Annotated in this window: 9 protein-coding genes; 6 read left to right on the top strand and 3 right to left on the bottom strand. The window is 71.8% G+C overall.

Translation table 11 applies throughout. The features are described 5' to 3' along the window. The first annotated feature begins 154 nt into the window (after nt 1-154). The 6 genes from ACGFZN_RS15310 to ACGFZN_RS15285 all read left to right on the top strand — a co-directional run bounded on the left by ACGFZN_RS15310 (nt 155) and on the right by ACGFZN_RS15285 (nt 9,526). Nucleotides 155-607, top strand: a complete 453-nt coding sequence (locus tag ACGFZN_RS15310; protein WP_393859005.1) for a nucleoside deaminase — start codon at nt 155-157, stop codon at nt 605-607. A gap of 155 nt (nt 608-762) precedes the next feature. Continuing rightward, entirely contained in the window at nt 763-2,799 is a 2,037-nt protein-coding gene (locus tag ACGFZN_RS15305) for a thioredoxin domain-containing protein (protein WP_393858900.1), read from the top strand. 217 nt (nt 2,800-3,016) lie between these two features. Continuing rightward, a complete protein-coding gene (locus tag ACGFZN_RS15300; RefSeq protein ID WP_393858899.1) occupies nt 3,017-4,285 on the top strand; it encodes a glycosyltransferase in 1,269 nt (422 codons plus the stop codon). Next, entirely contained in the window at nt 4,282-5,928 is a 1,647-nt protein-coding gene (locus ACGFZN_RS15295; protein WP_393858898.1) for an ArnT family glycosyltransferase, read from the top strand. The genes ACGFZN_RS15300 and ACGFZN_RS15295 overlap by 4 nt, the downstream gene beginning before the upstream one ends. Beyond that, on the top strand, nt 5,925-7,130 hold the full coding sequence (locus ACGFZN_RS15290; RefSeq protein ID WP_393858897.1) for a glycosyltransferase: 1,206 nt from the start codon (nt 5,925-5,927) through the stop codon (nt 7,128-7,130). The genes ACGFZN_RS15295 and ACGFZN_RS15290 overlap by 4 nt, the downstream gene beginning before the upstream one ends. Beyond that, the gene (locus ACGFZN_RS15285; protein ID WP_393858896.1) at nt 7,127-9,526 is read left to right on the top strand and encodes a galactose oxidase-like domain-containing protein; all 2,400 of its coding nucleotides are present in this window, start codon (nt 7,127-7,129) and stop codon (nt 9,524-9,526) included. The genes ACGFZN_RS15290 and ACGFZN_RS15285 overlap by 4 nt, the downstream gene beginning before the upstream one ends. Here ACGFZN_RS15285 and ACGFZN_RS15280 read toward each other — a convergent pair. The 3 genes from ACGFZN_RS15280 to ACGFZN_RS15270 all read right to left on the bottom strand — a co-directional run bounded on the left by ACGFZN_RS15280 (nt 9,523) and on the right by ACGFZN_RS15270 (nt 11,876). Next, nucleotides 9,523-10,245, bottom strand: coding sequence for a Mut7-C RNAse domain-containing protein (locus ACGFZN_RS15280; RefSeq protein WP_393858895.1), 723 nt, complete (start codon nt 10,243-10,245; stop codon nt 9,523-9,525). The two genes, ACGFZN_RS15285 and ACGFZN_RS15280, sit on opposite strands and share 4 nt — an antisense overlap. A gap of 46 nt (nt 10,246-10,291) precedes the next feature. After that, nucleotides 10,292-10,933 carry a TetR/AcrR family transcriptional regulator gene (locus ACGFZN_RS15275; protein WP_393858894.1) on the bottom strand — a complete coding sequence of 214 codons (642 nt, stop codon included), beginning with the start codon at nt 10,931-10,933 and terminating at the stop codon, nt 10,292-10,294. Between the two features lie 229 nt (nt 10,934-11,162). Continuing rightward, nucleotides 11,163-11,876, bottom strand: a complete 714-nt coding sequence (locus ACGFZN_RS15270; RefSeq protein ID WP_393858893.1) for a hemolysin III family protein — start codon at nt 11,874-11,876, stop codon at nt 11,163-11,165. Between the last annotated feature and the right edge of the window lie 186 nt (nt 11,877-12,062).

The following is a 12,062-nucleotide window of genomic DNA, read 5'->3' as shown; positions in this document are numbered from 1 at the left end:
GAATGAAGCAATCGGGAGAGCCGACCCGAACCCACGTTCCGGTGGCACCGGAGCACCTCTGCGGCCCCTCGGTACATCCCCGCCCTCTCCGAAAGAAGTGATCGTGACAGCGCAGACCCAAGAAGACAGCATCCAGGACCTCGAGCGTGTCTGGATGGACGAGGCGATCCGGCTGGCCACGACCAGCGTGGCGAACGGCGGCGGTCCGTTCGGCGCCCTGGTCGTCAAGGACGGCGAGATCGTCGCCCTCGGGAACAACCAGGTGACCGCGACCCTGGACCCGACGGCGCACGCCGAGGTGAGCGCGATGCGCGCCGCCTGCCGGAAGCTGGACGCCTTCTCGCTGGAGGGCTGCACGCTGTTCACCTCGTGCGAGCCGTGTCCGATGTGTCTCTCCTCCGCGCTGTGGGCGCGGGTCGACCGGATCGTCTACTGCGCCGACCGGCACGACGCCGCGGTCGCCGGTTTCGACGACCGCAAGTTCTACGACCTGTTCGAGAAGAAGCCCCAGTCGATGTGGCCGACCCGGGTCGAGCAGCTGGACCTGCCGCACCGGACGGCCCCGTTCGACGCGTGGCTGGCCAAGCCCGACCGCATCGACTACTGAGCCCGGCTCACCCGCGTGCCGTCGTCCGGCCCGGGTACGGCCGGCCACCCGCACCGGGGCGGCCGGCCGTACCCGGGCCGGAGGCGCGCCGCCCCCACCCGCCCCCATCGTGCGCCGGACCACCCCCGGCCTCCCGCATGCGGGAGGATGGAGGCATGCCGAATCGACTGGCCCGTGAGACGTCCCCCTATCTCCTCCAGCACGCGGACAACCCGGTGGACTGGTGGCCCTGGTCGGCCGGGGCCTTCGAGGAGGCGCGCAGGACGGGCCGGCCCGTCCTGCTGAGCGTCGGCTACTCCAGCTGTCACTGGTGCCACGTCATGGCCCACGAGTCCTTCGAGGACCGGGCCACCGCCGACTACCTCAACGAGCACTTCGTCAGCGTCAAGGTCGACCGCGAGGAACGCCCCGACGTGGACGCCGTCTACATGGAGGCCGTACAGGCCGCCACCGGGCACGGCGGCTGGCCCATGACCGTCTTCCTCACCCCCGACGCCGAGCCGTTCTACTTCGGCACCTACTTCCCGCCCGCGCCCCGCCACGGCATGCCCTCCTTCCGGCAGGTCCTGGAGGGCGTAAGGCAGGCCTGGGACACCCGCCGCGACGAGGTGGCCGAGGTCGCCGGGAAGATCGTGCGCGACCTCGCCCAGCGGGAGATCGTCCGGCACGGCGACCGCGCCCCCGGCGAGCAGGAGCTCGCCCAGGCGCTGCTGGGCCTGACCCGCGAGTACGACCCGCAGCGCGGCGGCTTCGGCGGCGCGCCCAAGTTCCCGCCGTCCATGGTGCTGGAGTTCCTGCTGCGGCACCACGCCCGCAACGGCTCCGAGGGCGCGCTGCAGATGGCCCAGGACACCTGCGAGCGCATGGCCCGCGGCGGCATCTACGACCAGCTCGGCGGCGGCTTCGCCCGCTACTCCGTGGACCGGGACTGGGTCGTGCCGCACTTCGAGAAGATGCTGTACGACAACGCCCTCCTGTGCCGCGTGTACGCCCACCTGTGGCGGGCCACCGGCTCCGGACTCGCCCGGCGCGTCGCCCTGGAGACCGCCGACTTCCTCGTGCGCGAACTGCGCACCCCCGAGGGCGGGTTCGCCTCCGCGCTCGACGCCGACAGCGACGACGGGAGCGGCCGGCACGTCGAGGGCGCCTACTACGTGTGGACGCCCGAGCGGCTGCGCGCCGTCCTCGGCGAGGCGGACGGCGACCTCGCCGCCCAGTACTTCGGCGTGACCGACGAGGGCACCTTCGAACACGGCCAGTCCGTCCTCCAGCTCCCGCAGAGCGAGGGCGTGTTCGACGCCGGCAGGATCGACTCCATCCGCGACCGGCTGCTCGCCGAGCGCGCCCGCCGCCCCGCGCCCGGCCGGGACGACAAGGTCGTCGCCGCCTGGAACGGCCTCGCGGTCGCCGCGCTCGCCGAGACCGGCGCCTACTTCGGCCGGCCCGACCTCGTCGAGGCCGCCGTCGCCGCCGCCGACCTGCTCGTGCGCGTGCACCTGGACGAGCACGGCCGGCTCGCCCGCACCAGCAAGGACGGCCGGGTCGGCCCCAACGCCGGGGTGCTGGAGGACTACGCGGACGTCGCGGAGGGCTTCCTCGCCCTCGCCTCCGTGACCGGGGAGGGCGTCTGGCTGGACTTCGCCGGGCTGCTCCTCGACCACGTCGTCACCCGCTTCGCCGACCCGGAGACCGGCGCCCTCTACGACACGGCCGCCGACGCCGAGCGGCTCATCCGCCGCCCGCAGGACCCCACCGACAACGCCACCCCGTCCGGCTGGACGGCGGCGGCGGGCGCCCTGCTGGGCTATGCCGCGCACACCGGTTCCGAGGCGCACCGCGGCGCCGCCGAGCGGGCGCTCGGCGTGGTGCGGACGCTCGGGCCGCGCGTGCCCCGGTTCATCGGCTGGGGCCTCGCCGTCGCCGAAGCACTCCTGGACGGGCCCAGGGAGATCGCCGTCGTCGGACCCGGCCTCGCCGACGAGCGGACGGCCGCCCTGCACCGTACGGCACTGCTGGGCACCGCCCCCGGCGCCGTCGTCGCCGCCGGCACCGCGGAGAGTGACGAGTTCCCGCTGCTCGCCGGCCGGCCGCTCGTGTCCGGTGAACCGGCGGCGTACGTCTGCCGCAACTTCACCTGTGACGCGCCGACCACCGACCCGGAACGGCTGCGCGCGGCGCTGAACGCGCACTGAGCAGCGCGGACGGCCGGCCGGCGGGACGTCCGAACTGTTCGAAACTGGGCAGGTGTTCGGATACATCCCGCTACCGGCGGCACCGTTCCGAAACACGCTATTTATCGGAACAGCTCCCGCGCTTCACAGATCCCCCCTAGTCTCTCCACAGCGAGTCGACGGGTGATCACTCACCGTCGCCCGTACAGGGGGTTATCGGGGATCTGGGGGGATCTTTTTGCTCACGTCTGTCTTCATCGCTGCCGTCTCACTGGCCCTGTTCTGGATGGCGGCGTTCACCCTGTGGTGGCAGATGCACGCCTGGCGCACGCCCGAGGTGCTGGCCTCCACGAGGTTCGGCAGGCCGGACGGCGGGGAACACCTGTCGTTCTCGCTGCTGCTGCCGGCCCGGCACGAGCAGGCGGTGCTGGACCACACCATCCAGCGGCTGCTGGAATCCACGCACACCGACTTCGAGATCATCGTGATCGTCGGGCACGACGATCCCGAGACCACGCAGGTGGCCGAGCGGGCCGCCGCACGGGACGCACGCGTACGCGTCGTCGTCGACACCCACGAGAAGAAGAACAAGCCCAAGGCCATGAACACGGCGCTGCCGCACTGCCGCGGCGACGTCGTCGGGGTCTTCGACGCCGAGGACCAGGTCCACCCCGAGCTGCTCGCCCACGTCGACCACGCCTTCCGGACCACCGGCGCGGACGTGGTGCAGGGCGGCGTGCAGCTCATCAACTTCCACTCCAGCTGGTACAGCCTGCGCAACTGCCTGGAGTACTTCTTCTGGTTCCGTTCCCGGCTGCACCTGCACGCGCAGAAGGGGTTCATCCCGCTCGGCGGCAACACCGTCTTCGTGCGGACCGGCGTCCTCAGGGAAGCGGGCGGCTGGGACCCGGACTGCCTCGCGGAGGACTGCGACCTGGGCGTCCGGCTCTCCAGCGCGGGCAAGAAGGTCGTCGTCGCCTACGACTCCGACATGGTCACCCGCGAGGAGACCCCCGGCACCCTGATGTCGCTGCTGAAGCAGCGCACCCGCTGGAACCAGGGCTTCCTCCAGGTGTACCGGAAGAAGGACTGGCGGCGGCTGCCGGGACTCGGGCAGCGGCTGCTGGCCCGGTACACCCTGATGACGCCGTTCATGCAGGCGTTCTCCGGTGTGATCATCCCGCTGAACGCGGCCGTCGCGCTCTTCCTCGACGTGCCGGTCGGCGTCGCCTTCCTCACCTTCCTGCCGCTGGTCACCGCCGCCGTCACCTTCGTCTTCGAGGTGGTCGGACTGCACGACTTCGGCAAGCAGTACGGCCTGAGGGTCCGCCTCGTCCACTACGTGAAGCTCGTCGTGGGCGGCCCCTTCTACCAGGTCCTCCTGGCCGGCGCCGCGATCCGGGCCGTGTGGCGCGAGCAACGCGGCCGCAACGACTGGGAGTTGACCACGCACGTCGGCGCGCACCTCACCGCGGCCGAGCCCATCCGAGAGGACGTCCCTGCGTGACCTCCACACTTCCCGCGGTGACCGGAGCGAAGGTCCCCGCGCAGCGCCCGCCTGCGCCCGAAACGGACCCGGCCGGCCGCACACAGCCGCCGGCACGACTGCGCTCCTCCCGCCCCGACCTGCTGCTCTGCGGCGCCCTGCTCTCGGTGATCCTCGTCGTCCAGGGCTGGAACATCGCCGCCTACCCGGCCCTCAGCGACGACGAGGGCACCTACCTCGCCCAGGCCTGGGCCGTCCAGCAGGGCCGGGGCCTCGCCCACTACACCTACTGGTACGACCACCCGCCGCTCGGCTGGATCCAGATAGCCCTGCTCGGCCGGCTGCCCGCGGCGGTCAACCCCGGCTTCATGACCGTCGGCACCATGCGGATCACGATGCTCCTGATCACGGGGGTCAGCGCGGTCCTCGTCTACGCCCTCGGCCGCCGCCTCGCGCTGCCCCGCTGGGCCGCCGCACTCGGCATGGCCCTCTTCGGGCTGTCCCCGCTCGCGGTCGTGCTCAGCCGGGAGATCTTCCTCGACAACATCGCCGTGATGTGGCTGCTGCTGGCGTTCTGCCTGGCCGCCTCGCCCAGCCGCCACCTCTGGCACCACTTCGGCGCCGGTGTCGCAGCCGCCACCGGCGTGCTCACCAAGGAGACGTTGCTCGTCGCCCTGCCCGCCCTGTTCGTCACCATGTGGCGGCACAGCCACCGCGACACCCGCAAGTTCGCGCTCACCGGAGCCGTCACCGCCTGCGCCCTGATCGGCCTCTCCTATCCACTGTTCGCCCTGCTCAAGGGCGAGTTGCTGCCCGGCCCCGGACACGTCTCCCTGTGGGACGGCATCACCTACCAGATGTCCCGGCCCGGCTCCGGATTCATCCTGCACCCGGGCTCCGGCTCCTACGGCGTCCTGCACGCGTGGCTGTACTACGACCGCGTCCTGCCCCTCGGCGGCCTCGCCGCGGCCCTGCTCCTGCTGCTCGCCCGGCGCTGGTCGGTCACCGCCCGCGCCCTCGCCGGGCCCGCGCTGACCGTCGCGCTCCTCACCGCCGTCGCCCTGCGCCCGAACGGCTATCTGCCCGCCATGTACGTCATCGGCGCGCTGCCCTTCCTCGCCCTGGTCCTGGCCGCCGCTGCCGCCTCCGTGGCGCACGCGGTGATGACCAGGCGGCGTACCGAGAACGAGAAGCGGTACCTCACCGGCGGCCGGTACGCGCTCGCCGCCGTCCTCGCCCTCGCCGCCGGCGCCTACGTCGTACCGCACTGGTACGACGGCGACCGCACCGCCGTCACCGCCGACGCAAACAGGCCCTACCGGCAGGCCGCCCACTGGCTCGGCACGAAGGTCACCGACCCGGGGGACACCCGTGTCCTCGTCGACGACGCCCTCTGGCTGGACCTCGTGCACGCCGGGTACCGGCCCGGACTCGGCGCCATCTGGTTCTACAAGGCCGACCTCGACCCGGCCGTCACCAAGACCCTGCCGCACGGCTGGAAGGACGTCGACTACGTCGTCGCCTCGCCGACCGTCCGCCGGGACGCCAAGGACCTGCCCACCGTCCGGGCCGCGATCGCGCACTCCGCGCCGGTCGCCACCTTCGGCGCCGGACCCGACCGCATCGAGATCCGGCGCATCCAGGCCGCGGGAGGCGCGCGATGAGCGAACACACCGCACCGGCACAGGGCCTCGACTCCGTCCAGGTCCCCGAACCCGGCGCCGTCACCCTCGTCGTACCGACCTTCAACGAGTCCGCGAACATCCGGCAGCTGCTGCACCGGATCACCGAGTCGGTGCCCGCGCGGCTGCCCTGCGAGGTCCTCTTCGTGGACGACTCCACCGACGACACCCCCGAGGTGATCCGCGCCGCCGCCCAGGACTGCCCGTTCCCGGTGGCCGTGCTGCACCGCGAGGAGCCCGCCGGCGGGCTCGGCGGGGCGGTCGTCGAGGGGCTGAAGGCGGCGGCCTCGGAGTGGATCGTCGTCATGGACGGCGACTGCCAGCATCCGCCCTCCCTGGTACCGGAGCTGGTGGCCACCGGCGAGCGGACGAACGCCGCACTGGTCGTCGCCTCCCGGTACATCGAGGGCGGCAGCCGGGCCGGACTCGCCGGCGGCTACCGGGTGGCCGTGTCCCGCGGCGCCACCTGGCTCGCCAAGGCCCTCTTCCCGCGCCGGCTGCGCGGCATCAGCGACCCGATGAGCGGCTTCTTCGCGATCCGGCGCAGCGCGGTCACCGCGGAGGTCCTGCGGCCCCTCGGCTACAAGATCCTGCTGGAGCTGGCCGTCCGCGGCCGCCCGCGCCGCGTCGCCGAGGTGCCGTTCGTCTTCGAGGACCGGTTCGCCGGCGAGTCCAAGTCCACCGCGCGCGAGGGCCTGCGCTTCCTGCGCCACCTGGCGGGCCTGCGCACCGCGTCCCCGGCCGCCCGCATGGCCGGCTTCGGGCTGATCGGCGCGAGCGGCTTCGTCCCGAACCTCGTCGGGCTGTGGGCGCTCACCGCCGTCGGCCTGCTCCCCCATGCTCGAATGAGCTCGCACGGGGGCACCCCCATCCTGGCCGCCGAGATCGTCGCCAACCAGCTCGGGGTCGCCTGGAACTTCCTGCTCATCGAGCACCTGCTGTTCCGCGACCGGCGCGCGCACCGCCGCTGGTGGGACCGGCTCGGCCGGTTCGCGCTGCTCGCCAACGCCGACCTCGTGCTGCGCATCCCGCTGATCGCCGTCCTCGTCGGCCGGTTCGGCATGGGCGCCCTGCCGGCCACCGCGCTCGCCCTGGTCCTGACGTTCGTCCTGCGCTTCGTGGGCACCGAGGCGCTGGTCTACCTCCCCCGCCGCCGGGGGAGCCGAGCAAGGAGAGCCGTGTGAGAGACAAGCACCGCAGACGGACCGCGCTGGCCGGGGTGGGCGCCCTGACCGCCGGACTGCTGCTGACCGCGCCCCAGCCCGCCGAGGCGGCCAACCTCATCAAGAACCCCGGCTTCGAGACCGCCGGCGGCGACGGCATGCCGTACTGCTGGGAGAAGTCGGGCTGGGGCGACAACGACTTCACCTTCCAGACCACCTCGGACGCGCACTCCGGGGCCGCGGCCATGAAGGTCACGCTGACCCGCCGCGTCGACGGCGACCGCAAGGCGATGATCACGGAGTCGGCGGACTGCGCGCCGGGGGTGAGTGCGGGCAAGCAGTACGACCTGGGGCTCTGGTACAAGACCACCACCCCGGACGCCAACATCACCCTGTTCCGGCACGACACCACCGCCGGCTGGCAGTACTGGACCGACCTCAAGACGCTCGACATGGCGCCGGCCTGGACGCAGGCCACCGTCCGCACGCCCGAGGTCCCGGCCGGCACCGACCGCATCACCTGGGGCGTCTCCGTCTACGGCACCGGCTCGGCGACCACCGACGACTACACCATGGACCAGGTCCCCGACCCGCTCCCGCCGGCCCGGTGCACCGGCACCGCCGACCAGTGCGCCAACGGCAGCTGGTCGGTCCTGCCCACCCAGAACCCCGTCCGCTCCATGCACTCCGTCGTCCTGAACAACGGCAAGGTGCTGCTGATCGCGGGTTCCGGCAACAGCGAGGAGAACTTCGCCGCGGGCACGTTCACCAGCGCCGTGTACGACCCGGCGAACGGCACCTACAAGGTCGTCCCGACGCCGAAGGACATGTTCTGCGCCGGCCACGTCCAGCTCCAGGACGGCCGGGTGCTGGTGCTGAGCGGCAACAAGGCGTACCCGGTCCCGGGCGGGCACGGCTACGAGGGGTTCAAGGACTCGTACATCTTCGACCCGAAGACCGAGACCTACAGCAGGACCAACGACCTCAACGACGGCCACTGGTACCCGTCGGCGACCGAACTGGGCAACGGCGACGTCATCACCTTCGGCGGGCTCCGGGAGGACTCCACGGGCTCGGTGACGGCCGAGCGGTTCAGCGACGCGCAACAGCAGTGGCTGCCGCTGTCGCAGGTCAACCAGACCTGGTCGTACTGGGGCCTGTACCCGGCGATGATCCTCATGCAGGACGGCCGCCTCTTCTACACGGGCAGCCACGTCTTCGGCAACAACATCCCCGGTGCCGGCTCGGCGGTCTACGACTACGACGCCAACACGATCACCCAGATCCCGGGACTGCAGAACAAGGACGAGCGTGACCAGTCGGCGAGCGTGCTGCTGCCTCCCGCGCAGGACCAGCGGGTCCTCACCATCGGCGGCGGCAACATCGACTCCAACCCGGACGCGAACCGCCTCACCGACCTGATCGACCTCAAGCAGCCCAACCCGTCGTACGTCGCCGGGCCGCCGCTGCCGCAGGGCACGGTCGACCTCGGGGGCGGGCCGCGGCCGGAGACCGGCAACCAGGGCAAGATGTACGTCTCCGCGGTGCTGCTGCCCGACGGCAAGGTGCTGGAGACCGGCGGCGCCCTGCACAACCGGGCCGACCCCGTGTACGAGTCCTCGCTCTACGACCCGGGCGCCGGCACCTTCGACCCGGTGGCCGCCGACCCCGAGTCCCGCGGCTACCACTCCTCGGCGTTCCTGCTGCCCGACGGCCGCGTGATGGCGACGGGCGACAACCCCGGCAACGGCAGCTGGAACCACAACGTGTCGATCTACACCCCGCCGTACCTCTACCAGGGCACCCGCCCGACGATCACCTCCGTGATCGACCAGGAGTGGAAGTACGGCGACACCCAGCGGATCACCGTCGACCGCCCGATCGCCAGGGCGGAGCTGATCCGCCCGGCCGCGGTCACCCACTCCTCCGACCCGAACCAGCGGTTCGTGGACCTGCCCCTGTCGGTGGACGGCAACAACGTCGACCTGAACGTCACCAACAACCCGAACCTCGCCCCGCCCGGCTGGTACATGCTCTTCGCGGTCGACGCGAACGGCGTGCCCTCGGTCGCCAAGTGGGTGCACCTGACCGGTCCGTCGGCCCTGGCCGCCGCCTCCCCGCACATCCACGCCTTCGCCGACTCCCTGTCCGGCAAGGTCTCGGGGCCCGGCAGGAAGCGCACCGCCCAGCAGGTCAGCCCCACCCTCTCCGGCTGCGACCGGCACTACGGCTCGGTCAACGTGTGCGTGCCGACGGCGTTCCCGCCCGAGGTGGGGAAGACGGCGGCCGCGCGGTGCTCCTGGCTCCGGAAGAACGACTACGGCCGCCTGAGGGTGAACGGCGCGGACGACCCGCTGGGGCTGGACCGGGACCGGAACCGGATCGCCTGTGACAAGGGGGATGTGACCGGGCGCTAACCCCGCGCCGCCAGGGCGCGCTCCACGATGGCCTCCAGCTGCTCGTGGTGCGCGCCCTTCCAGTACGCGCGGCCGCAGGCGGTGCACTGGGCGAAGACGTCGTAGGTGCGCCGGGTGCCGTGCTCGAGCTGGTCGGCGACCTCGTCCTTCGTGGCCTGTTTCAGCAGGCCGTTGCAGGCGGTGCAGCGGGTCCACGGGCGCAGCTCGGGCGCGAAGCGGTCGAGCACGTCGTGCAGTTGGTCCTCGGGGCGGGTGCTGTAGACGAAGGCGCCCGCGAAGAGTTCGCGGCGGCGCAGCAGGCCCCGGTCGCGGCTGAGCATCACCCGCTTCTCTGCTGCCGAGCGGGTGGCCAGCGCCGCGTCGCCGATGTCGGTCGACTCGTACGCCGTGTCCACGCCGAGCAGGCGCAGCCGGCGGGCGAGCGTGCCGAGGTGGACGTCGAGGAGGAAGCGGAGCGGGGCACCGGGGACCGGCTGCGGGCGCCGGACGGGCCGTACGCTCACCGTCTCGCCGGCCCGCGGGACGTGCGACACCGGCACCTCGCGTCCGTCCACCACCAGCGCGCCGACCTCGGTCAGCGGGACGCCGAGGGACTCGACGACATGGCCGAGCGTCGAGACGCCGTCCGTGGCCAGGGGCGTGGCGCCGGCGCGGCGGGCGGCCGGCACGAACAGGTGCAGCGCGGGCGCGACGTCGACGCGGATCTCGGGGCCGTTCATCCCGTCAGCATCGCACGCCGGACCACCATGGCCTCAGCGGTTTTCGCTAGCGGTTCTCCGTGGGCAGGCCGCGCTCCAGGACGTCCAGGGCCCGGTTCACATGGTCGCGCAGGTCGCCCTGGAAGCCGTTCTCCGCCCAGTACATGGAGGCCTCCATCAGACCGCCGATGAGGGCCATGGCGTAGACGCGCACCTCCAGGCTCCGCGGGTCCAGGCCGGTGCGCTCGCCGAGGACCTCGCGCAGCAGGGTGCCGGTCTGCGACATGCTCTCGAACATCCGGGAGCGGACGGCGGGGACCTGGACCCCGAGGTGCGTCCGCATCCGGATCACCTCGGGCTCCTCCGCGAGGCTCGCGTCGAGGGCGACGTGCATCACGTGCCGCAGCGAGTCGGTCAGCGGCTCGTCGGCGGGGCGGGCGCGCAGCTCCTCGACCATCAGCGGGTCGTACCCGTCCGTGAGGACGATGTCCTCCTTGGTGGGGAAGTAGCGGAAGACGGTCGACGGCGACACCTCGGCCCGCTCGGCGATCTGCTCGATGGTCGTGGCGTCGTAGCCCTGCTCCCGGATCAGGCCGTACGTCGCGGCGCGGATCGCCTCCCGCGTCTTGATCTTCTTGCGTTCCCGCAGCCCCAGCTGGGGCCGGCCGGCGGGGGAGAGGGGGGAGCGTGCTGCCGTCATGGTGGTCATTGTCGGGCATCCTCCGGCACCGGGACCACGTCGGTTCCGCTGCCCCGCGCGCTCCTGCCCGGTGTCCCTTTGGGGGGAAGGCCGCCGCGAGCAGCCCGCCGCCTCTCCTGGGACCAGCCCTGAGATGAGAGTAACTCTCGAAAGTTAGCGACTGTCAACGTGCTGGACCTCGGGCATACGAAAACGGCCACGGCTGGTGGGCCGTGGCCGGAAGGTGAGGGTTGCGGCTTTACGTGTGCTGGTACGCCACCAGCGAGATCCCGACGTAGTGCACCACGAAGGCGGCCAGGGTGAAGGAGTGGAAGACCTCGTGGAAGCCGAACCAGCGCGGTGACGGGTTCGGGCGCTTGATGCCGTAGACGACGCCGCCCGCGCTGTAGAGCAGGCCGCCGGTGACCACCAGGACCAGGACGGCGATGCCGCCGGTGCGCAGGAAGTCGGGCAGGAAGAAGACGGCCGCCCAGCCCATCGCGATGTAGCAGGGCGTGTACAGCCAGCGAGGGGCGCCGACCCAGAAGACGCGGAAGACGATGCCGGCGGCCGCAGCGGCCCAGATGCCCCACAGCAGCCACTGGCCCTTGGCGCCCGGCAGGAGCAGCAGGGTCAGCGGGGTGTAGGTGCCGGCGATGATCAGGAAGATGTTGGCGTGATCGAGGCGGCGCAGCACACCGTCCATCCGTGGGCTCCAGTTGCCCCGGTGGTACAGGGCGCTGACGCCGAACAGCAGGCAGGCCGTGAGGACGTAGATCCCGCAGGCTATGCGGCCTCTGGTGGAGTCGGCGAGCGCGGTGAGCACGAGGCCCGCGATGAGCACGGCCGGGAACATGCCGAGATGCAGCCAGCCGCGCAGCCTGGGCTTGACCGGGTGCGGCAGGGAGAGCGCCACGGGGCCGCGGCCGTCGGCCGGCGTCTCCGTGGGCGCGTCGGAGGCGGACGCAGTCATGCGGGGCATGGTACCTACGCCTCCGTAAGTCGGGTGTCAGTGCGGGACTTGGTCGATCGAACGCAAAAAGACCTTCAGGTGACACAAACCTGGACGTAAAGGGAACGCAAACGGCCCTGGAAACCGTGGCCTTCCTCACTTCGCTCACCTGTGACCTCCCCTGGACATATGGGCGCTCCGGGCGGA

It is taken from the genome of Streptomyces sp. NPDC048192 (genome assembly GCF_043202415.1).
Taxonomy (GTDB): domain Bacteria; phylum Actinomycetota; class Actinomycetes; order Streptomycetales; family Streptomycetaceae; genus Streptomyces.
Note: the sequence above shows the minus strand (reverse complement) of the source record. Positions and strands in the feature narration are given on the sequence as shown.

Excerpts from the sequence above, each read along its gene's own strand:
- ACGFZN_RS15310 (WP_393859005.1), top strand. The coding sequence starts at position 155 with ATGGACGAGGCGATCCGGCTGGCCACGACCAGCGTGGCGAACGGCGGC.
- ACGFZN_RS15290 (WP_393858897.1), top strand. The coding sequence starts at position 5,925 with ATGAGCGAACACACCGCACCGGCACAGGGCCTCGACTCCGTCCAGGTC.
- ACGFZN_RS15270 (WP_393858893.1), bottom strand. The coding sequence starts at position 11,876 with ATGACTGCGTCCGCCTCCGACGCGCCCACGGAGACGCCGGCCGACGGC.
- ACGFZN_RS15305 (WP_393858900.1), top strand. The coding sequence starts at position 763 with ATGCCGAATCGACTGGCCCGTGAGACGTCCCCCTATCTCCTCCAGCAC.
- ACGFZN_RS15275 (WP_393858894.1), bottom strand. The coding sequence starts at position 10,933 with ATGACCACCATGACGGCAGCACGCTCCCCCCTCTCCCCCGCCGGCCGG.
- ACGFZN_RS15280 (WP_393858895.1), bottom strand. The coding sequence starts at position 10,245 with ATGAACGGCCCCGAGATCCGCGTCGACGTCGCGCCCGCGCTGCACCTG.